Below are 21,302 nucleotides of genomic sequence, written 5' to 3' on the forward strand. Positions count from 1 at the left end.
TAATGTGTGAGTTTCCTGCCCTTCGCCGAAGGCCTGCGCCTCCACAATGATCTGGTGTTTCTTGTCGACCGCGGCGATACCGTTATAGCCCTGGATGGTACCTTTGCTAGTCGTCATCTTCGCCGACTCATTGTCGGTGATGTTACTTTTTACTTCGCTCAGTTTTTTGCCCTGCCCCATCCTTGGGGCTTGTGTCTTTAGGAAGTTGTCAATCTTCTCAAAGTGCTTTTCCAGAGTCTTGTTTGCCTGCTCCAGACGTTGCTTGCGCTCCCGCTCCGCGGGTTTCCTGCCGTCTAGTTTCTTGTGCTCCGAGAGACAGTGGCGGATCTTCTTCCGAATTTTCGCCTGCTTCTGCTCAAGCTCCTTGAAAGTACCTGAATGCGCCTTACTGGCATTCGAGGAAATCTTGCAGCCATCGATCGCCAAGAGCTCATTACCCAAGAGCCCCTCTTGGTCGCAAACCATCAGTACCTGCTCAAAGACCGATTCTATTGCATCAGGGTAGCTGCTCACAAAGCTCGCAATGCTGGTGAAATGTGGAACGCTGTCACAAGACAAGGCTTTGAAAATTATATTGTGCTCACACTGCCACTGAATCTCACGGCTGGAGGTTATCCCCTTGGAATAGGCGAACAAGATCACTTTCAGGAGAATGGCCGGGTCGTATGCCGCACGTCCACCGGCGTCATTCTTGTACTTATCGTAGAAAAGGGAGAGGTTGATACGATGATCGATCAGGTGATGGAGGGTGTATTCGAAGGTGTTGGGCTGCAACTGCTCTTCGAAATTGATTACAACCATCGCGCTTTGGTTGTAGTTATGTGGCTTGAAGTTCGGCATTGAGAGGACTCGGAGATTGACCCCTCAACTTTATCAAAAAACGCTAGGTTTTTAGAGTTTTTCTACAGCCAGAACGCCCGCAACAGGGGCGACCAATGCTATGCACATTTTGTGCGAAACTGGGAGCGCAGCGACCCGCACAAAACGTGCATAGCGTTGGGCGTCCCGCGGAGGCCCGAAGGGCCGTAGCATCCTGCTTGCGTTTGTTAAGCATTGGGCCCACTAGAAAGCGTGAGATATGCGAAATAACCCAAAGCAACCACCAACAACCAAAACAAAATACTGGTAATCACTACAAGAAAACCATTTGGCTTCTTACCTTCTTTTGTGAATGCCTTGCAAATGATGCTCCCTGGAAATTGAAACATAATCTCGAAGACAGTAGTAAAGATTACCTCAACGATAAATCGCCCGAGAAATCTAAATACACCACCAATTACTTCTTCCACGGATTCTCTCTCCGGACTAAGAATGCTTAACGCCGCCAACAGGGGCGGCCAACGTTGTGCGCCTTTTGCGCAATAATGGGAGCGACAGCGACCGCGCAAAAGGTGCACAGCGTTGGACGTCCCGCGGAGGGCCGAAGGCCCGGAGCAAACTGCTTGGCCTTGTTAAGTGCGGGCATTGCCTTTCCCTATGAGGGTAATTTCGCGATCTTTAACTTTGTATTTTTTATATAGATACGCATTGCCGCCGGCATGATAGAAAATAGTAATTATGTTATTTTCTATTTGAATTTTTGGTGTATGCCCATCAATTTTATCGATAATGACCGGCTCCACATCATATAACACTAAATAATGTGCATACGTAGGCATTTCTTGGCCTGTACGCTCATCTTTATACATGAGCCTTACAACTTCGACTCTCCCTAGGCCTTCAATATCTGCCTCTGCCGATGCCACAGAAGGATGGAACGCTCTATCGATTGCCACACTTGATATCGGATACAAGAGGGTTAATGCAAGTACTATTGTTGATAAATATCTCATATCACTTAACGCCGCCGGCAGGGGCAGCTTACCTTGTGCGCGTTTTGCGCGAAAATGGGAGCGCAGCGACCCGCGCAAAACGCGCACAAGGTAAGCTGTCCCGCGGAGGGCCGCAGGCCCGGAGCCTGGCTGCCCGGCCTTGTTAGGCAGGATGCCCTACGAATGCCAATTTACTTATTTTCCCCCAGACGCACCACTGACGGATGCCTTTCAGTTGCCCACTCATGACAAAGATCTGTCAGATACTGAGTTAACTCAACTTCCGTAATTTCTGGCGGTACAAATATTTCTGCATTTCGGCGCTTACCTTCTGAACCCTGGTAGAAAGTTGCCCAGCGATTTTGGCTTCTTTCAATCAGGACTTCTCTGCCGAAAATATTGTATTTATATTTCTCCATGACTTTGGCCACTTGCCTAACGCCGCAATCAGCCGCGGCTTACTTTGTGTGCTTTTTGCACGATAATGGGAGCGCAGCGACCGTGCAAAAAGTGCACAAAGTAAGACGTCGGCTGCATTGCTTTGTTATGGCTCACACCACCCCGATACCTGAGTAAAAATAGGCAATTAATTTACCCTTTCTAAAAAGGCCATAGCCTTCCCTAAAAACCATTGGCTCTTTGTCTTTAAATTCACGGACAATATCGCCTTCTTCCACGAGGTCCCAAAAGCATGAGAACTCGCGATTTAGCCCTGCACTCTGATCCAATATCCCAATTAATACAGGAATATACTCCTCATCGGGGCCACTGTATTTCCTATCCCAATTCGCTATGCGCTCGACTTCCTTTGCATGCTTGAGTAATTTTTCTCGAAGCACTGCTTTAATATCTACTTCTTTCCCGAATTTGGCCCGCGAAATATCTCTATAGTAAACCGCATGCCTGGAATCCGTGATATTGCAACTAATTGGTTCACCAGCTTGGGCCGTCAAGCTGATTAGAAGAGTAGCGATTGTTAAAAAATAGATTCTTATCATTGGCACTCTCTGAAGCCATAAACGCCGAGTTCAGGGGCGTGCTACAATATGCACTTTTTGCGCGATAATGGGAGCGCAGCGACCCGCGCAAAAGGTGCATATTGTAGCACGTCCCCTGCAACGAATTGTTAAGTTCCTGGGCCTTCAGTGAACACCAAAACTGCATTTTCTGGCACATCTGATTTGTGTACCCCTCTAAGCGTGTAAGCTTCTTTTTCTATTGGAGTTGGATTTCTACGTAACAGCCACTCTTTAAATGCCTCCGTAACGATAGACCCTCCGGAAGCTCCTCGTATTTCCACTTTGTAAGCTCTTCCTGGCACCCGATCAGTGATTCCATCTATTGCTACGACTACACCTCTATTCGCGATCTCGAATTTTTCAACTATTGAATAGTGTTCGATCATAGTTTTGGAACTTAACGCCCAGCGCAGGCGCAGCCAGCGCGGAGCTCCTTTTGTGTTAATGTTTGAGCGCCAGCGAGTAACACAAAAGGCGCGTAGCGTTGGCTGTCGCTCTGCCGCTGCTTGTTATGGCCGGTGTACTATGCCCTAAATTCAGCGCTCTTTTGCTGCGACCACCACTGATAGCACGCCTCTTAAGCTCGCTATAATCATAAAAGCGATCCTACAACTCTACCTACTGAAATCCCTGATGCGAAAAGAAAGATACCGACTGAAATTACACCCAACACGATTAACGCATTTTTTTCATGTGCTTCAGCCGTAGACCACCAACATTTCAATGATTCCTTCATGACTTCTCCTTTTTAAATTGAATGGCCTCATGCCATAACGCCCAGCGCAGGCGCAGCCGGCGCGGAGCACATTTTGTGTTAATGTTTGAGCGGCAGCGAGTAACACAAAAGGTGCGTAGCGTTGGCTGTCGCTCTGCCGCTGTTTGTTATGCATTTTGCGATGCACCTACGGACTCCTTGCCTAAAAGGACGAAAGACCAAGCCAAGATAGCAACCCCTGAGACTTCACTTAATGGCACTGAGAACCCTGAAAAATAACTTGGAAAAAGCGCGGCAAACCCAATTGGCATTAAAAAAACTGACAATATAGGTGCAATTCTTTCTCCATATTTGACATTTACATAAATGAAACTCAGGACACCAAAAATAGCAAAGGATAGTAGAAATCCTACTACTGCGAATACCATGTATGTTTCAATGAGGCCGGCTTCCTGACTCCTTTGATACCAAGGACCAAGCTCTACGACCAACGATGCAATTAAGCCAGGAATGAATATTTTACCGGCCAAATCATCGATTGCCTTTGCATATGTTGTTGCAATTCCTTCTGACATGTTGTTCTCACTCTGATGATGCATAACGCCCAGCGCAGGCGCAGCCAACGCGGAGCGCCTTTTGTGTTAATGTTTGAGCGACAGCGAGTAACACAAAAGGCGCGTAGTGTTGGCTGTCGCTCTGCCGCTGCTTGTTATGTATTTGAACCACAAGGCTATATTTTAAGCACACCGCCAACCCCAATTTCATTTGGATAAATAAATGTACGCTCTTTTACAGAACGTCCGTCGCAAGACAGAGATGCGTAGTATCGCTTGCTCACGGGTGACACTACAAAATCGTGGCTAAATTCTCCGTGCACTTCTCGAACGTTATGTGCAGCGGGTTTAATTCCTGGCTCAGATACTGCCAATATGCAGTCTCCAGGGGCTGCGCCCTCAATCTGGAACATCCCATCTCCTACAAAAAATTGAGTACACCCAGAAAACGCAACACAACTTATTAAGATTATTCTACATTTCATGCTGTTGATGCATAACGCCGCCAGCAGGGGCAGCTTACCTTGTGCGCGTTTTGCGCGATAATGGGAGCGCAGCGACCCGCGCAAAACGTGCACAAGGTAAGCTGTCCCGTGGAGGGCCGCAGGCCCGGAGCGAACTGCCTGGCCTTGTTAGCGTAAACCCCGTGATTTAGTCTGGGAAGAACATGCCACCTTTCAGCACCACGAATATTGCCCCCGTTTTTAGCGGCCTGCGCAACTGCGCAGAACCTGAACACTCGCGAATATTCATTTCTCAGCTGCATTTTTAATCATCATGCTGACTTTGATGCTCTAAAAGCGCTTAAAGATTACACCTTTTTTTACAGAAGCCTTTTCCTATTTTTTGTGCAAGCAGGCGAAAGGCAAGCTGTTTGTTACAGGCCATGAATCCTTATTCTCCGGGCTTTCCGAGCCCAAACTTCCTTTGACACGGGCTTTCTTCAATTATCTTTATACGTACCTTTGGATCACTACAAAAATTTTTTCTTACGATACGCTAACGCCGCGCTCAGCCGCAGCTTACTTTGTGCGCGTTTTGCGCGAAAATGGGAGCGACAGCGACCGCGCAAAAAGTGCACAAAGTAAGCTGTCGGCCTGCAGCGCCTTGTATGGCCTAATTCCCCAAATATTCGGTAAGGTGAGACCCGTAACTTACCACCATAAGTTACCGGCCCGGCAGCCCGATGAGCGATAGGTCTAAAGACCGTTAACAAGCGTGGGCGCCGGGCCGACCCGATTTACAAACTCGAACAGTCGAATGGGCCTCGAGCCCGAATTTAGCAAGGAAGAGTCATCATGACAAACCGAAAGCTAACGAAGTCCAGGGTTAATGTCGGTGTCGATGTTGGGAAGTGGAGTTTGGATATCTGCATCCACGAAAAGGAGCTGGTATGGCAGGTGGAGAACACGCCAGAAGGCATCCGATCACTAATGAACCGTCTCTCACGATATCACGTTGAACGAATCGTTATGGAGGCGACCGGCAGATACGAATTCGCACTGGCGGAAGCCGCCTATGATAGAGGCTTACCGGTATGTGTAGCGAAGCCCACTTCTGTCAGGAAGTATGCTGGCGCTATAGAGCAGCTGGCGAAGACGGATCGTATTGACGCTCAGGTAATTGCAGAGTATGCGGCGGTAATCAAGCCTCGCGTGACACCTGAAAAAAGTAAAAACCTTATAGCGATCAAAGACTTACTCGCCAGGCGCCGTCAAATACTGAGTCTTCGGACTCAAGAGATCAATCGTCGACACATTATGGACGGTGGGATCAAGCGCTCCTGCCGCAGACTGATAAAGTACTTTGATGTTGAGATTGCCTGGGTCGAAAAGCGGCTTGAGAAGCTCGTAGAAGCGGAATCGGAATGGTCAGAGAAGCGAGAGATTCTGGAGTCCGCACCAGGTGTCGGGAAAACGCTTGCGTTCACCCTGTTAGCCGACATGCCAGAACTTGGAAGCCTGACAAATAAACAGGCGTCTGCGCTCGTCGGTGTCGCACCGATCAATCGAGATAGCGGAAAGATGCGAGGGAAGCGACGGATCCAGGGAGGACGAGCTTCGGTCCGGACAACGCTTTATATGGCGACACTGAGCGCAACTCAATGCAACCCTGCGATCAAGGCTTTCTACAAAAACTTAGTGGCCCAAGGGAAGCACAAGAAAGTTGCCTTGACCGCGTGTATGCGGAAATTCATCACTATTCTGAACGCGATGATTCGAGAAAAACAAGCATGGTGTGCAACTTAAATTTGGGGTGGTTGACACCACAGTCGCTTGTTATGCACTGATTTCAACGCGCCACGGTGGATTCAGCCTGTTCTCACCCGCCCAGTATAATTTTATTTTATTGCCCGAGGGATCATGTAGAACAGCTTCTCTCCAAAGATAACTTTTATCACTTGGAGATTCATCAAAATGAATGCCTTTTGATTCTAACTCTCTAACCCATTCATCAAGATTTTCATGCTCGAAGTAAATGACACTTCCGTTTGAAAATTTCTTATCTTCTAGACTAAGCGAGAATGATGACTCGCCTTCCGGGCACTGAAAACGCGAATAATGATCTGTATCTACTATTTGCAGAAATCCCAACTTCCTATAGAAATCAGTAGCCAACTTCATATCAGTTACAGGAAGTGTTACCTGATTTAAATTCATGGTTCCTTTCCAGACCGTGCATAACAGTTTTATTCAAAAGCCCCAGTTCTAGGCAGAATGCCTAGATCTGGGGTTAGATATCCATATGTAGGCATTCTGTCTAGATATATTCATGTGCAGATCCAGAGAGGCAATCGCTTCAAACTGTTTCGGGTATCTGCGATACCCTCATTCAGCGTGAGATTTACAGTTTTTTTCTTTTCTCTGTTACAGCTCTATACAGGAAGCAGAGTGCCCCTGACTGAAGTGCTGCCTGTGGTGTGACCTAGTTCACCTTTGGCGCTTTTTATAACACGTCAGATGGAGCCTGACGAGACGGTGTAAGGGGCTGTAATATCCGAAGTTTGTACTTACTTACATTTGGGCTGTCGAAAATTCAGATATCTTTCGATTTGCCGAAGGCGTGCCCTATGTATTTATTTGTAAGCCTGCAGTTTTATTGCATTCGCGAGGGCTAGTAAGGCGTTGTGCTGATAATAACCTCCAGCGGTGAAGCGATACCGTCAAAGTAGCGTCATCTGTTCCCAATTTAAGCTCAGGCTGTCGCGGCGCCGTCGCCGCAGAGCACCACTCCTGCTATCTTCCAGTGCATAACAATGCACGGACCCCGCAAATGTTCAGGAACCTAAATGCCTCAGTCGCCCTGCTGGCGGCTATATCATTCTCTACCTTCGGTTTAATGGGCTGCGACCGCTCCAAGCCGGAGCCCAAACAGGATGCCCCCAAACCCGAAGCCCAGGCGCAAACCGGGGTTCAATCCACCACCAAGTCCTACCCCGATTTCTCCATCGACTACCAGCAGTTCCAGCTGGATAACGGCCTCAACGTCCTGTTCCATATTGACCGCTCCGATCCGGTAGTAGCGGTATCGCTCACCGCCCATGTGGGTTCGGCGCGGGAGAAAGAGGGCCGTACCGGCTTCGCCCACCTGTTCGAGCACCTGCTGTTTCTTGAATCGGAGAACCTGGGCAAGGGCGGGCTGGATGCGATGAGCGCGCGCATCGGCGGTTCCGGGGCCAATGGTTCCACTTCCCGTGATGTCACCAACTACTACCAGACGGTGCCGAAAGACGCGCTGGAGAAAATGTTGTGGGCGGAGGCGGACAAGCTGGGCTGGTTTATCAATACGGTGACCGAGCCAGTGCTGGCGAAAGAAAAACAGGTGGTGAAGAACGAGAAGCGCCAGAGCTACGACAACCGCCCCTACGGCCACACCCAGTACGTGATCGACCGCAACCTGTACCCGTCGGGCCACCCCTACAACTGGCAGGTGATCGGCTCGCTGGAGGATTTGGACAATGCCACCCTGGATGATGTGAAGGGCTTCTTCCGCCGCTGGTATGTGCCGAATAACGTGACCTTGGTGGTTTCCGGGGATTTCGATCCGGCGCAGGCCAAGGCCCTGGTGCACAGGTACTTCGACGAGATACCCTCGGGCGAGCCCATCGACAAGGCGCCCGCGCAGCTGGTGAAACTGAAAGAGAGCAAGCGCCGCTATTACGAGGATAACTTCGCACGCCAGCCGGAGCTGACCCTGGCGTGGCCGACGGTGGAGCGTTACAACCCGGACAGCTACCCGCTGGCAGTGCTGACGGAATACCTGTCCGAGGGCAAGCGCGCGCCCCTGTACCGGGTGCTGGTGGAGGACGAGCAGTTGACCGCGGATGTATCCATGGGCGGCTATGAATCCGAACTGGCGGGACAGGTACAGCTGGAGGTGCAGGCGTTCGATGGCCGTGACCTGGACGACATCTATGCCGGTATCCAGAAGGCTTTTGCGCTGTTCGAAAAAGAGGGCATTGCCGAGGAAGACCTGGAGCGGATCAAGGCCGGGCAGGAAGTGGCCTTTTACAACAGCCTGTCCAGTGTGCTGGGCAAGGGTTTCCAGCTGGCCCAGTATCAGGTTTACGCGGACAACCCCGGCTACGTGAGCGAGGATGTTCAGCGTCTTTTGAGTGTCACTGCGGAAGACGTGCAGCGGGTTTACAACCAGTACATCAAGGGCAAGCCGTATGTGGCGGTGAGCTTTGTGCCCCGCGGCGAGAAGGCGCTGGCGCTGGCGGATTCCAGCGAGGCGCAGGTGGTGGAAGAGAAGATTGTCACCGGTGCCGAGGCGCAGTTCGATGCGTCTGCACAGGCGGATTACGAACATACCCCCTCGACCTTCGACCGCAGCAAGGAGCCGGCCTACGGCAAGCCGGCGCAGACCGCGGTGCCGGACGTGTGGCAGGACAAGTTCGCCAATGGCCTGGCGGTTTACGGTATCGAAAGCAGTGAGGTGCCGACGATCAGGTTCAGCTTGGTGATCGATGGTGGCCAGTTGCAGGAGCATCTCGATGAAACCGGTGTGGCCAACCTGACCGCAATGTTGATGGAGCGCGGCACCGCCAAGCGCACCCCGGAAGAACTGGAAACGGAAATCCAGAAACTGGGGGCCAGTATCACCGTTTCCGCCGGGCAGGAGTCGTTCCGATTCGATGTCACCACCCTGGCGCGCAATTTCAATCAGGTATTCGCGCTGCTGGAAGAAATGCTGCTGCAGCCGCGTTGGGATGAAAAAGAACTGGTTCTGGCAAAGAAGAACGTCACCAGCCAGATCAAGCGCGCGGAAGCCGAGCCCAACGCCATTGCCAGCAAGACCTTCGCGCGCCTGCTGCACGGCGAGGACAGTATTCGCGGTTACAGCGGCCTCGGCACCGAGCAATCCGTGGCCGCCATTTCCATGGATGACCTCAAGGCCTACTACAAAAGCTACCTGTCACCATCGGTGGCGCGGCTGCATGTGGTGGGGGATATCAAACAGGCAGATTTCCTGGCGGGGGCGAAGGGTCTTGCGAAAAGCTGGCCGGCTAAAGATGTCACCATCCCCGAGCCAAAATCCAAACCCGCCAAACCCGGCATTTATTTTGTCGACGTGCCGGGGGCCAAGCAGTCGGTACTGCGCATCGGTCGCCCGGCCATGTCTGCACTGTCCGCGGATTACTACCCGGCGGTATTTACCAATTACATTCTCGGTGGTGGCGGATTTGCCTCGCGTCTCACCCAGCAGTTGCGCGAAGGCAAGGGTTACACCTACGGTATCCGCTCGCAGGTCGAGGGCGGCAAGACCGGGGGCGATTTCCTGATCGGCACCGGTGTGCGCGCCAATGTCACTGCGGAATCGGTGCAGCTGATCAACGATATCCTTAAGGACTACGCGCCCACCTATACCGAACAGGACCTGGATACTTCGCGCTCCTATCTGACTCGCAGCAACACCCGTGCGTTCGAAACCGCCAGCGCCAAGCTGGGCCTGCTGGAGAACATGAGCCACTACGGCTGGCCGGCGGACTATGTGCGTGAGCGCGAGGCGGTTGCCAACGGGATGACGGTCAACAAAGTGCAGAAGGTTGCCGACACCTATATGCAGCCGGGCTCCATGATCTGGGTAGTCGTGGGCGACCGCGCCACCCAGTTTGAGCGGCTGGAAGAGTTGGGCCTGGGTGAGCTAACTTTACTGAAAGACAAGGACCGGGCGGCGTCCGTCGAGTTGCCTGGAACGGAGTAACCCCTTGATCAGGCCGGGAAGCTTTCCGGGCCTTTTCAATACAAAGGTCCCGGGAGCATCATGGATTACAAACTCTACTACTGGGACCTGCCTTTTCGCGGCGTGTTTGTGGAAATGCTACTGGCGGATGTTGGCGCCAGTTACCGCAACCACGATGCCAGCGAGATCTACCCGGAGCACAGTCTCAACATCCACAATCCGGGCATGGCGCCGCCTTACCTCTACGACTGGAAGCTGCGGAAATACTTCGCGCAGATGCCGGCGATCATGGCGCACCTGGCGCGGGAATACGATTACCTGCCAAAGCGTGCCGAGGCCCATACCCTCGCGCTGAAAACCCTCCTCGACTGTAACGATGTACTGCTGGAAATCACCAATTTCCACGGTGTGGTGATGTGGAATAAAACCAGCTGGGACGAGTTTCGCTATGGCCGGCTGTCGGAGTGGATGCAGATATTTGAAAACACCGGGCTGGAGCACGGGTTGAAGGGCGGCCACGGCTACCTGCTGGGATCGACCATCACCGTGGCGGATATCGCTACCGCGGCACTGTTCGGTACCCTGGTTTACGCCTTCCCGGCACTGGCGCAAGATCTGCAGCAAAACGCGCCGCATATCGCGCAGCTGGTGCAGAAAGTTGAGGCGCGTAAACCGGTTCGGACAATGCTGGAAAAACGCCGCGAAGACTGGGGGCAGGGCTATTGCGGCGGGCAGATCGAGGACTCGTTGCGCAAGGTGCTGGCACAGTGACTGTAGGACTGTGAGCATGGGACTGCGAGCGGGTGTTGATCCCCTCACACCAGTAACTGGAAGGCTATCAGCCCGACGCACAGCAGGAAGCCTACGGCCGGGCACCACAGCGGAAACTGCGTTACTCCCGTTTGCGGTTGCTCCCGGCGCAATTTGATCACCACCAGGGAGAAGTTCAGCAGCGCAAAGATTACCAGCATGATGAATGCGGTGATTTTCGCCAGTGCCGTGAGTGGCAGCCAGAGAGCAAATACCAGGATGCAGCCCGCCACCAGTATCGTGGCGGCCACCGGGGTCCGGGTTCTGGCGTTGACGCGGGAGAATACCGGCGGCGCCAGGTCTGAAAAATGTAGGCGGCGGAACCCGCGCTCTGGGGAAAGCGCGAGGAAAGTTCCGCGTAGGTCAGCGCGGTAAATGCGGCAATGATCCCCGCCAGTAAAAATGCATAGGGCAGGGCGGTTCCGGTCTCCCCTCCCACCTTGCCAATCAGCGCGTAAATACCGGCACCGATGATGGTGCCGATGCCGTAAAAGCTGGTTGCCGGCAGGGACAGGGATCGCTTCAGTGTGACCTGGTCTGACACGCGCTTGCCTCGGGCAACGGCCTTGTCCGGGATTGAAGGCCCGCTAGGCTGACATAAATTCGAATGCCGGGGTCGGGATAAACTGATTGCTCATATCCCCAACCAATCCCTCCTGGCTGAGGTCCAGCTTCTGGCTTTTAGTGAGGTCCAGTTTGTGCATCTGCACCCAGATAATATCCGGACTGAATGAGGATTCGAACGCGTAAATACAGCGCGTAAGATCGATCAGCGTTCGCCATATGGTCATGGAAATATTGGGCCGCGCCGGGTCGGCAACGCCGAACGGCTGCGCGGCATTGCGCATCACACTCAGTAGCGCCGCATAGGCCCGCTTCGGCGAGTCCGCCGGCGGCAACCTGGACAGATAGTAGCTGGCGCGCACGAAGCGGTCGGCGGCTTCGGTGGTGCCCGGCAGCGGCAGGTCGCCGCCGAGCCCCTGGTACTTGCCCAGGTGTTGAAGCTGTTCTTCAAAGGGTGGGGAGTTAGTCATTACGGTGTAGTCGCGGCTGTGGTGGACCTTTGCCACACCATCGATAAATTCGATTACGGCGGAATCGCCCGAGGCGTCACTCAGTGCCAGGTGTACCGTGGACCAGCGGCCGGATACCGGGTCGCCCTGCGGGCGAACCTGAATCCCGTGTTCCCCGGTAAAGGCGACACAGGCCTCCACGCTGTCAAATTGATCCAGATAGAACTGGGCCCACAGGGAAACCGAAAGCCCCGCCTGCGCCGGGTCGCGCTCGCCGTAATCGGACTCCGCGAGCCACAACACATGTGCGGCCAGGCCCTTTTCATTCAGGCCGTCCACGGTTGCCAGATCGTAAGCGGTTGCCACCAGACTCGCGTATTTTGACTGCCATTGCAGCGGGTTCGGATCCTTGTCGATTCCGGTACGCTCGATGCCCGCCGGCAGGACCCAGAGATTTGTCCCCAGACTCTGGGCCCAGTCCATATTGCGCCCCGCAATGGGGCCCTGGTCACTGTCGAGCCATAGCGTTCTGGTGCACATAGAGTTTTCCCGCGATAGCGCTGCTGGTATTTAATCTGAAAACCCTGAAATCATAGATGGCCCGTGGGCGGCCCATGATGTTGTGGTGGGGTTTGGCGCGGTATTGTGGTGTAGGACTTGACCTGATGGTCTCCGGGGGCCAGGCAGGTGAGCGACAGACTCGGAGAAAATATCGGGGAAAGAGCCAGGCAAAAAAGGGGGAGCCGAAGCTCCCCGAAACATGCCTTACAGGATGTGGATTCAGAAAAAGCCGAGCGGATTGGTGTCGTAGCTCACCAGCAGGTTCTTGGTCTGCTGATAGTGCTCCAGTGCCCGCTTGTGAGTCTCGCGGCCGATACCGGATTTCTTGTAACCGCCGAACGCGGCGTGGGCCGGGTACTGGTGGTAGCAGTTGGTCCACACGCGTCCGGCCTGGATATTGCGGCCCATGCGGTAGGCGAGGTTCATATCCCGGGTCCACACGCCGGCGCCAAGGCCGTATTCCGTATCGTTGGCGATGGCCAGTGCTTCCGTCTCGTCCTTGAAAGTGGTGACACCCACCACCGGGCCGAAAATTTCCTCCTGGAAAATGCGCATCTGGTTGTGGCCCTTCAGCAGGGTGGGCTGCACGTAATAGCCCTTCTGGAACTCGCCTCCCAGTTTTTCCGCACCGCCGCCAAAGATTACTTCCGCACCCTCGCGCTGGCCGATTTCGATATAGGTCAGAATCTTGTCGAACTGCTCCAGTGATGCCTGGGCGCCGACCTGGGTTTCCGTATCCAGCGGGTTGCCGCGCACGATGGCTTTGGTGCGCTGCACCACCTGCTGCATAAAGTCGTCGTAGATGGATTCCTGGATCAGTGCGCGGGAAGGGCAGGTGCACACTTCGCCCTGGTTGAAGAAGGCCAGTACCAGGCCTTCCACACACTTGCTGATGTAGGCCTCTTCCTGCTGCATCACATCGGCAAAATAAATATTGGGGGACTTGCCGCCCAGCTCGACGGTGGAGGGGATCAGGTTGTCGGCGGCACATTTCAGGATATGCCCACCCACCGCGGTGGAACCGGTAAAGGCAATCTTGGCAATGCGGGTGCTGGTGGCCAGTGCCTGCCCGGCCTCCTCGCCGATGCCGTTGACCACATTGATCACGCCCGCGGGCAGCAGGTCACTGATCAGCTCCATCAGCACCAGGATGGAAACGGGGGTCTGTTCCGCGGGCTTCAGTACCACGCAATTGCCGGCGGCCAGGGCAGGTGCCAGTTTCCACGCCGCCATCAGGATCGGGAAGTTCCACGGAATGATCTGGCCGACCACGCCCAGGGGCTCGTGGATATGGTAGGAAACGGTGTGCTCGTCCAGTTCCGCCATGCTGCCTTCCTGTGCGCGCAGGCAGCCGGCAAAATAGCGGAAATGATCTGCGCTTAACGGAATATCGGCGGCGAGGGTTTCGCGCACCGCCTTGCCGTTGTCCCAGGTCTCGGCTACAGCGAGCAGCTCCAGGTTCTGCTCCATGCGGTCGGCAATTCTCAGCAGCACATTGGCGCGCTCTGCCGCGGCGGTCTTGCCCCAGGCGTCCCTGGCCGCATGGGCCGCATCCAGCGCCAGTTCGATATCCGCAGCGTTGGAGCGGGGTACCTCGCAGAAGGCCTCGCCGGTGACCGGGGAAATATTCTCCATATAATCGCCATTTACCGGGGCTACCCACTCGCCACCGATAAAGTTCTCGTAGCGGGGCTTGAAGTTGAGCAGGGCGCCATCCTGTCCGGGTTGTGCATAGATCATCGCTGTATTCCTCTTTGGGCTGGTTATTCTGCCCCCGGTTTTGCGGGGCGTTGTTATCTGTCGATCCGGGGAGTACTCTTGAAAACCGGGTGACAAACCCGGTTGTTCCGCTGTCGAGGAATGAAAATAGAGGCTCTGGCGTTGACGTACTTTCCTCTGAGTACAGATTCGTTGACCCTGAATCCAGAGCCCGCAAAGCGACAACACAAAGCGATAATAAAAATATGACTGAAGTGATGGTGCGCGGTCGCCAGCAGCCGCGGGAACTGATCGAGAACCGGGTGTCGTTTGCCGGCCCCAGCTCCGAGCTCAGCATTTACGACACCTACCTGCCCGCGGAGCGCGTCGGCCTGTCCGCGGGTGAGCTCCTCTACTGCGGCATGATCAGCGGCCGCAAAATCATGCATGCCCACGGTGATTACCAGGCGGAGTTCCTGCCCCAGGAGTCCTTCGTGATGGCCCCCGGGGAAAAGGTGGAAATCGACTTCCCCGATGCGCGCATGGAAACCCCCACCTCCTGCCTCACCATTGAGATTGCCCGCGAGCGGGTGGAAACCATCTGCACGCGCCTGAACAGTGCGGCGCCACTGCAGCGCGAGTTTGAAGACTGGCGCTACCGACCGGAGTCACTGATTCACGCCCAGCACAGCCGCGCCACCCAGGAATTGTTACAGCGTCTGGTCACCACCTTTAGCGAAAATTCCAGCGACCGGGATTTCCTGGTAGACCTTGGGGTGAGTGAACTGGTGGTGCGTATGCTGCGGGAGCAGATGCGTACTTTTTTGCTGAAGATGTGCGAGAACAACCCGGAGGTAAACGGCCTGGGTGCAGCTGTCCACCATATCCAGGTACACCTGGACCAGCCCCTGGATACCGAACAGCTGAGCCGCATCGCCTGCATGAGCCGCAGCCGTTTCTACAGTGAATTCAAACAGCACCTGGGGTGCACGCCCGCGGAGTTCCAGCAGCACCTGCGGATGCAGGCGGCGCGCGACCGCCTGGCCCGCGGCGAAACCGTAACCCGGGTGTGTTTCGACCTCGGCTACCGTCACCTGAGCCACTTCAGCCGGCGCTTTCACCAGCAGTTCGGGGTAAGCCCGAAGCAGTATCGTGAATCCCGTGATCGCGGAACTCGCCGATAGCTTTCTTTGGGGTAAATACTCAATCCGGGAGCCAGCTGGCCTGCGACCACTATTAGCTTTCTTTTCTGCCTCGAGGGCTTTTTTTCGATAAAGAAAATGTAGCCCCACAATTCTGATATTTCGCGTTCCTTTCTGTGTCATTTTTCATGGATTTCCCGCGTGCACGGCTACTCTGATGTTGCCCAAAAACGCCGCGGCCGCTTTGGGATTTACCTCTGTAATTGCCCTGTTCTGGCTGCTGGAATTTTGCCTCAATGTAGGGCGTTTAAATGTCAAAAGGAAAAACAATGACGACATTAGTTGGCAGAAAATTTCACGGAGTTATGGCGATAGCACTGGCCGCCGTTGTTGGCTTTGCCAGCTCCGCGGACGCCAAGGATTATGTGATTGATAAAGGCGAATTTGGCGGCTCGTTTATAACCTCGAACTTCAAATACAATCAGGAAAATCGGACGGTCTCGACGATCGCCACCGGGGATGCCGGCGGTGGTGGCCTGGGACAGTTCCAGAGTCACACGGTGTCTGACCTTGGGAATACCGGGGTCGCCTGCGAATCTACTACGACTGACAATATCGGCGGAAATTTTGTCGTGGAGAGGACAGATGTGGTTATGACCTTCAAAAAAGGACAAATCTTTCTAAAGGCGGCCAGTGACCAGCAAGATCAGATACTGGGATGCCTTTTTTCCACATCCAACAATACTGGGCCGGATGCAACGGGAGTCATTGCCGGATTTGATCTTGAAGTGGACTATCATGTGGTTGGCGGCACAGGAGAATACGCTGGTGCGACGGGAATAATAACCATTGTAACCACGGGCTCGATGATTCAGTTTAATAGTCTGACCGAGGGAGACAGTATGTTCGGTGGCGTGACCGGAACCCTGAAGGGAAATTTTTGCACCGACTGCCCGTAGTAATTGATGGTTTTGCCGCGCGACGCCAGTCATGCGGCAAAACCATATGCGGCTTCGAAAAAGGTGAAGACTCTCTGGATCATCCCTCTTTCAGCAGTTCGCGGGAAATGATCAGCTTCATGATCTCATTGGTACCGGCGTAAATTCGCTGCACCCGCGCATCCGCCCAGGCCCGCGCGATCGGGTATTCCCACATATAACCGAAGCCGCCGTGCAGCTGCATGCACTCGTCCAGCAGTTTGCACTGGAATTCCGTGGCCAGCAGCTTGGCCTTGGCAGCGGTGGAAACGTCCAGCTTTTTTTCGTAGTGCAGTTCCAGGCATTTGTCGATAAACACGCGCTGCGCGGTCAGTTCGCTGTCCAGTTCCGCCAGCTTGAACTGGGTGTTCTGGAAGGCGGCGATGGGTTTGCCAAAGGCCTTGCGCTCGCGTACATAATCGACAGTCCAGCCCAGGGCGGCCTCGCAGTTGGCAATGGCGTTGACCGCTACGCTGAGGCGCTCCTGGGGTAGTTCCTGCATCAGGTAAATGAAACCCTGGCCCTCGCCGCCCAGCAGGTTTTCCGCGGGCACTTTCACATCGTCAAAGAACAGCTCGGAGGTGTCCTGAGCTTTCATGCCCACCTTTTCCAGGTTGGTGCCTTTTTTGAAGCCGGGTGAATTGGATTCTACCAGCAGCAGACTGACACCCGCCGCGCCTTCCTCCGGGTTGGTCTTGGCGACCACTACCACCAGGTCTGCGTGCTGGCCGTTGGTGATAAAGGTCTTGGAACCGTTCAGCACATAATGGTCGCCATTTTTGATGGCGGTTGTGCGCACCCCCTGCAGGTCCGAGCCGGCACCGGGTTCGGTCATGGCGATGGCGGTGACGACATCGCCGCTGATACAGCCCTGCAGATATTTCTGTTTTTGCTCCTCGCTGCCGTAATTGACGATATAGGGCACGGCGATATCCGAGTGCAGGCCCCAGCCGATGCCGGTGAGCCCCAGGCGGGAAATCTCCTCATCGACCACGGCGTTGTAGCCGAAGTCCAGTTCCAGACCGCCGTAAGCCTCAGGCACCTGGGGGCAGAGGAAACCCATGGCGCCAGCCTTACGCCACAGTTCGCGATCTACCTGGCCGTCCTTCTCCCACTGGTGGTGGTAGGGCGCGGCTTCGTTTTCGAGGAATTTGCGTACGCTGTCGCGGAACTGCTCGTGTTCCTGGGTAAAGACTGTTCTCGGGATCATGGCGGTCTCGGCTGTCGGTTATTGATTATTGGTTATTGGCCGTCGAATACCGGTTGACGGCATCGCTCTATAAGTTAGCCCAGTTGGCGGAAAGTCGGCTTGGCAAAATGTGCCAGGGCGCCTGTGCGATGTATTCACATTAGTGATTTTAGGCGTCCAGTTTATTTTGAAACGACCTAACCGGAAGATTTTCCTGCCGTACACTGAAAACTGAGACGAGTATTTCTGCCAAACCACATCGAGAGGTATACCGATGGCTGACAATCTACTGGAAATGGCGGTCCGTCATTTGGGATCTTCAGGACTCAGTGCCCTGGGGAAGGCGCTGGGATTGCCCGACGGGCAGAGTGAATCCGCGTTTTCTACCGGTGCGGCATCGGTACTGGCGGGTATGCTGAACAAAGCCGGTAGTGAGAGCGGCCTGGGGGCTCTCCTGAACATGGTCACCGAGAGTACCTCGCTGGACCTGTCGTCACCGGCGGACATCTTCACCGACCCGGACAAAATGACCAGCCTGCAGCAGAGTGGTGGCAGCCTGCTGGACGGCATCCTCGGCGGCAACCGCGACGGCGTGATCAATACCGTGGCCGCGGCGCTGGGCCTGAATGGCGCCAAGGGCGGCAGTTTGCTGCGCATTGCCGCGCCTGTGATCATGTCGCTGGTGGGCAAGCTGGTGAAAAGCAAGGGCCTGAATATGGAGGGCCTTGCGGCGCTGCTGCTGGGGCAGAAGGCGCATATTCGCGACAAGCTTCCCGCGGGCCTGCTGAAGGACCTGGGTGCGGAAAACCTGGATGAACTCGCGGAGCGCGCGGTGGTGGAAACCACGCCGCGGGATACCCCTCACACGGCTCGTGCAGCCCCGCAGAAGCGGGGTGGTATTGGACGGTGGTTGTGGCCGCTGCTGATTGCCCTCGGGGTATTGTGGGCTCTGAACCTGTGCTCGAAGAAAGAGAAGATCGACGATGGTACCGGGGCGGTCATCGAGCAGCAGGAGGAGGTGGTCATTGAAGAGGCTCCCACAGAACCTGCGGATACTGCACCGCAGGTGATTACGGAAGACACGACGCAAGATTTCGGCTCCGCCTTCCGGGATTACCTGGCCAATGCCCAGCGGGATCCGAACCGGGCATTTGCCCTGCATATCGAATTCCCCACCGATGGCAGTATGCCCAATGCGGCATCCCTGCCGGATGTGCAGACTCTGATCACGATCATGCAGGAAAACCCCGGCCTCAAGATTGCTCTGGAAGGTCATACCGACAGCGATGGCGACGCAGCGGCGAACCAGCAACTGTCTGAAACCCGTGCGCAGGCGGTGAAGCAAATGCTGACCGACGCCGGTATTGCCGACGACCGGGTTACCGCCACGGGCATGGGGGCGGCGGGTCCCATCGGCGATAACAGCACCGAAGAGGGCAAGCAGAAAAACCGTCGCATCGATGTGAAGGTGACCGCCTTCGAGTAGCGATGCCGACAGTCTCAAAATAAAAAAACCGCGGGCAAGCCCGCGGTTTTTTTATTTGTTAATCGCTCAGGTACGGAATTTTTCCCGGTAGGCCCCGGGGGCCAGCCCGGTCCACTTCTTGAACGCGCGGTTGAATGCGCTGGGCTCGGAAAATCCGAGGCGCTCGGCAATTTCCGCCACCGCGGTTTCCTGCTGCTTGAGCTGGTACATGGCCATGTCCCGGCGCACGGAATCCTTGATGTCCTGCCAGCTGTTGCCCTCGTCTTTCAAGCGGCGGCGCAGGGTCTGCGGCGAGGTGAACAGGCGTTCGGCCACATCGTCGAGGGACAGGTTCTCGATGCTGTTGTGGCTCTGCAGCATGCGGCGGATGCGGCCGGTAAAACTGTTGTCCGACTTGTACTGGGTCAGCAGGCACTCGGGGGCGCGGGAGAGAAACTCCGACAGTTGTTGCGGGTCGCGCACCAGTGGCATGTGCAGGTAGCGGGTGTTGAATACCAGTGCGGTTTCCTGCTGGTGGAAGTACAGCCGGCAGGGAAACATGTCGTTGTACTCTTCGTCGTAATCCGGCGGCGGGAACGCCAGGTGCACCCGCTCCAGCAGAATGGTGCGGTCGATCAGCCAGCTGAAAAAACGCAGCCAGATCACCGAAAGGGATTCGACAAAATTCTGGTTGGGCAGCTGTTTTTTGTTGCCGTGGTGGAACACCAGGCGGGCTTCCTCGCCGTCTTCCACCAGTTTGATATGCAGGTCGTCGCTCACCATCCTGACGAAGCGCCCGGAGCGCAGCAGGGCGCGGCGCAGGTTGGGACAGTCGAGTACCGCGTGGCCCATCATGGCGAAGGTGCCGGGTTCCCAGGTGCGCGCCAGGTAACCGCCGGATTCGTCTGCCAGCTGGTCCCACAGTTTGCGCAGCAGGCGCGCTACCTGTTCGCGACCGATGCGGGCATCCGCCGCGGCGCTGCTGGCGGGGTTTATATTGGCCTCGCGCAGCAGCTGCTCGCAGTCGATACCGGCGGCGCGGGCGCCCACCAGGTGTGCGTGCACCGCAGCGGCCAGAATGCCTTTTTCCTGGTAGCCCCGATGCAGTTTTGCCGGTTCGGCACTGTTGGTTTTGTCCTGGCCGCTATCGTCCAGGCTGTCGCCAGGCTGGAAATCTGTCTCCATGGTCACGCTTTCCCGCTGTTCCTCGCCCCCATCGGGCAACCGGGATTATGCAAAAAGGTGCATAAAAAGTCCCGCGCCCCCGGCGAATGGCGAATATTGCGCTCGCTGATGGCATGCCGGAGGTTCTATGTGGCGTGGCTGGCTCGTGCTGCAGGCTTCGTGCTACAACAGGGGTTTACACATCTTCCCGGGAGCATGCCTTGAGTGATTCAAGCGGACCGTTACTGAACCCCACCATCTGCCGCAGGTTGCTGATCACCTACCTGATCGAGCAGTTGCCGAAGCCGAACAACCCGGCGCTGGAGGAGGTCACCGGCTGGCCGCGGCGTACGGTGCAGGACATTATCGCCAAGGGACTGCCGGGGCATGGCACCCAGGTGGTATTCGTGCAGGAAGGGGTGCGGAATAACGACGGTTATTACCGGCTGGAGAGCTGGGGCTCGATAGATCGAGCCTGGGTACACGGCAACCTGCCGTCGATCTGCGAAGCGCTGGAGCTGGCGCCGGAACATATTCCAGCGCCAGCCCCGGTGTAGAAGTCGGTCGCGCCCGAAAGTGCGCGGGGAGGTGCTGCGGGGTTACTGGGCCGCAGTGTCCTGCTGCAGGATTGCATTCACCTTATTCAACAGGTCCTTGTCGGTGCGCAACTGTTCCGCGATGGTCTGGTATTCCTCTTTGCTGAGGCCGGAGCCCTGTACCGCTGCCACCATTTTTGCCTGGGCTTCCTTGTTGATGGCCTCGGCAGTGGCGGCGTCCGCTGCGCTTTTCAGTTTCGGCGCGTATTCCCTGCTCAGCTCCACAATCGAGCGATAGGCGTCGGCAAACTTTTCCAATTGCGCCTGGGTGATGGCATCTGCGGCAAATGCGCTGGATGCTGCCATGAGCACTGCCAGCGCGGCGGAGTAAATGATCTTCGGCTTCATGAGCACCTCTGATTATGTGGGATAGACGCATCTGTGCGGGGCGCACGCCCAGCG

General features: G+C 55.3%; 22 protein-coding genes and 1 pseudogene. 7 read left to right on the plus strand and 16 right to left on the minus strand.

Annotated features, from left to right (window positions below; all coding sequences use genetic code 11):
- The 8 genes from QZ511_RS03275 to QZ511_RS03310 all read right to left on the minus strand — a co-directional run.
- Positions 1 to 840: transposase (locus QZ511_RS03275; protein ID WP_295798898.1), on the minus strand; the 840-nt coding region annotated here is incomplete at its 3' end.
- A 206-nt stretch (positions 841 to 1,046) separates the two neighbouring features.
- Positions 1,047 to 1,289 carry a hypothetical protein gene (locus tag QZ511_RS03280; RefSeq protein ID WP_295798900.1) on the minus strand — a complete coding sequence of 81 codons (243 nt, stop codon included), beginning with the start codon at positions 1,287 to 1,289 and terminating at the stop codon, positions 1,047 to 1,049.
- Positions 1,290 to 1,451: 162 nt separating this feature from the next.
- Positions 1,452 to 1,919, minus strand: a complete 468-nt coding sequence (locus QZ511_RS03285) for a hypothetical protein (protein WP_295798903.1) — start codon at positions 1,917 to 1,919, stop codon at positions 1,452 to 1,454.
- 83 nt (positions 1,920 to 2,002) lie between these two features.
- Positions 2,003 to 2,242, minus strand: a complete 240-nt coding sequence (locus tag QZ511_RS03290) for a hypothetical protein (protein ID WP_295798906.1) — start codon at positions 2,240 to 2,242, stop codon at positions 2,003 to 2,005.
- A 120-nt stretch (positions 2,243 to 2,362) separates the two neighbouring features.
- Complete coding sequence (locus QZ511_RS03295) at positions 2,363 to 2,809, minus strand: hypothetical protein (RefSeq protein ID WP_295798909.1); 447 nt, start codon at positions 2,807 to 2,809, stop codon at positions 2,363 to 2,365.
- A 128-nt stretch (positions 2,810 to 2,937) separates the two neighbouring features.
- On the minus strand, positions 2,938 to 3,216 hold the full coding sequence (locus QZ511_RS03300) for a hypothetical protein (RefSeq protein WP_295798912.1): 279 nt from the start codon (positions 3,214 to 3,216) through the stop codon (positions 2,938 to 2,940).
- Positions 3,217 to 3,528: 312 nt separating this feature from the next.
- A complete protein-coding gene (locus tag QZ511_RS03305) occupies positions 3,529 to 3,720 on the minus strand; it encodes a hypothetical protein (protein WP_295798915.1) in 192 nt (63 codons plus the stop codon).
- Complete coding sequence (locus QZ511_RS03310) at positions 3,713 to 4,120, minus strand: hypothetical protein (protein ID WP_295798918.1); 408 nt, start codon at positions 4,118 to 4,120, stop codon at positions 3,713 to 3,715. The genes QZ511_RS03305 and QZ511_RS03310 overlap by 8 nt, the downstream gene beginning before the upstream one ends.
- A 1,277-nt stretch (positions 4,121 to 5,397) precedes the next feature.
- Between QZ511_RS03310 and QZ511_RS03315 the strand changes: the two genes are divergently transcribed.
- On the plus strand, positions 5,398 to 6,348 hold the full coding sequence (locus tag QZ511_RS03315; RefSeq protein ID WP_295798920.1) for an IS110 family transposase: 951 nt from the start codon (positions 5,398 to 5,400) through the stop codon (positions 6,346 to 6,348).
- A 30-nt stretch (positions 6,349 to 6,378) separates the two neighbouring features.
- Here the strand turns inward: QZ511_RS03315 and QZ511_RS03320 are convergent, their stop codons facing one another.
- Positions 6,379 to 6,759 (minus strand): VOC family protein, encoded by a 381-nt coding sequence (locus tag QZ511_RS03320; protein ID WP_295798923.1) that lies wholly within the window; start codon positions 6,757 to 6,759, stop codon positions 6,379 to 6,381.
- Between the two features lie 613 nt (positions 6,760 to 7,372).
- Here QZ511_RS03320 and QZ511_RS03325 point away from each other — a divergent pair.
- Both QZ511_RS03325 and QZ511_RS03330 read left to right on the plus strand, forming a co-directional pair.
- Positions 7,373 to 10,306: a pitrilysin family protein gene (locus QZ511_RS03325; protein WP_295798925.1), complete on the plus strand. Its 2,934-nt coding sequence runs from the start codon at positions 7,373 to 7,375 to the stop codon at positions 10,304 to 10,306.
- Positions 10,307 to 10,366: 60 nt separating this feature from the next.
- Entirely contained in the window at positions 10,367 to 11,056 is a 690-nt protein-coding gene (locus QZ511_RS03330; protein WP_295798927.1) for a glutathione S-transferase family protein, read from the plus strand.
- A gap of 44 nt (positions 11,057 to 11,100) precedes the next feature.
- Here QZ511_RS03330 and QZ511_RS16660 read toward each other — a convergent pair whose 3' ends face one another.
- The 4 genes and pseudogenes from QZ511_RS16660 to QZ511_RS03345 form a co-directional block, all read right to left on the minus strand.
- Positions 11,101 to 11,499 (minus strand): amino acid permease, encoded by a 399-nt coding sequence (locus QZ511_RS16660; protein WP_366935617.1) that lies wholly within the window; start codon positions 11,497 to 11,499, stop codon positions 11,101 to 11,103.
- Positions 11,400 to 11,639: pseudogene (locus QZ511_RS16665) on the minus strand (amino acid permease); the annotation flags it as partial. The pseudogene QZ511_RS16665 and the gene QZ511_RS16660, both read right to left, overlap by 100 nt.
- A gap of 43 nt (positions 11,640 to 11,682) precedes the next feature.
- Positions 11,683 to 12,648, minus strand: coding sequence for a linear amide C-N hydrolase (locus QZ511_RS03340; protein WP_295798933.1), 966 nt, complete (start codon positions 12,646 to 12,648; stop codon positions 11,683 to 11,685).
- A gap of 240 nt (positions 12,649 to 12,888) precedes the next feature.
- Entirely contained in the window at positions 12,889 to 14,409 is a 1,521-nt protein-coding gene (locus QZ511_RS03345) for an aldehyde dehydrogenase family protein (protein WP_295798935.1), read from the minus strand.
- A 224-nt stretch (positions 14,410 to 14,633) separates the two neighbouring features.
- On the opposite strand from QZ511_RS03345, the gene QZ511_RS03350 reads away from it, so the two are divergent.
- Complete coding sequence (locus QZ511_RS03350) at positions 14,634 to 15,551, plus strand: helix-turn-helix domain-containing protein (RefSeq protein ID WP_295798938.1); 918 nt, start codon at positions 14,634 to 14,636, stop codon at positions 15,549 to 15,551.
- A 287-nt stretch (positions 15,552 to 15,838) separates the two neighbouring features.
- Entirely contained in the window at positions 15,839 to 16,468 is a 630-nt protein-coding gene (locus QZ511_RS03355) for a hypothetical protein (RefSeq protein ID WP_295798940.1), read from the plus strand.
- 79 nt (positions 16,469 to 16,547) lie between these two features.
- Here the strand turns inward: QZ511_RS03355 and QZ511_RS03360 are convergent, their stop codons facing one another.
- A complete protein-coding gene (locus QZ511_RS03360; RefSeq protein ID WP_295798943.1) occupies positions 16,548 to 17,696 on the minus strand; it encodes an acyl-CoA dehydrogenase family protein in 1,149 nt (382 codons plus the stop codon).
- Positions 17,697 to 17,949: 253 nt separating this feature from the next.
- Here QZ511_RS03360 and QZ511_RS03365 point away from each other — a divergent pair, with 253 nt between their 5' ends.
- Positions 17,950 to 19,161 (plus strand): OmpA family protein, encoded by a 1,212-nt coding sequence (locus QZ511_RS03365; protein ID WP_295798946.1) that lies wholly within the window; start codon positions 17,950 to 17,952, stop codon positions 19,159 to 19,161.
- Between the two features lie 66 nt (positions 19,162 to 19,227).
- Here QZ511_RS03365 and QZ511_RS03370 read toward each other — a convergent pair whose 3' ends face one another.
- Entirely contained in the window at positions 19,228 to 20,325 is a 1,098-nt protein-coding gene (locus QZ511_RS03370; RefSeq protein WP_295798949.1) for an AraC family transcriptional regulator, read from the minus strand.
- A gap of 200 nt (positions 20,326 to 20,525) precedes the next feature.
- On the opposite strand from QZ511_RS03370, the gene QZ511_RS03375 reads away from it, so the two are divergent.
- On the plus strand, positions 20,526 to 20,861 hold the full coding sequence (locus QZ511_RS03375; RefSeq protein WP_295798952.1) for a helix-turn-helix domain-containing protein: 336 nt from the start codon (positions 20,526 to 20,528) through the stop codon (positions 20,859 to 20,861).
- A 42-nt stretch (positions 20,862 to 20,903) separates the two neighbouring features.
- Here QZ511_RS03375 and QZ511_RS03380 read toward each other — a convergent pair whose 3' ends face one another.
- On the minus strand, positions 20,904 to 21,248 hold the full coding sequence (locus QZ511_RS03380; protein WP_295798955.1) for a DUF4168 domain-containing protein: 345 nt from the start codon (positions 21,246 to 21,248) through the stop codon (positions 20,904 to 20,906).
- Between the last annotated feature and the right edge of the window lie 54 nt (positions 21,249 to 21,302).

The organism is uncultured Microbulbifer sp., from assembly GCF_913055755.1.
In the GTDB taxonomy this organism is placed as follows: domain Bacteria; phylum Pseudomonadota; class Gammaproteobacteria; order Pseudomonadales; family Cellvibrionaceae; genus Microbulbifer.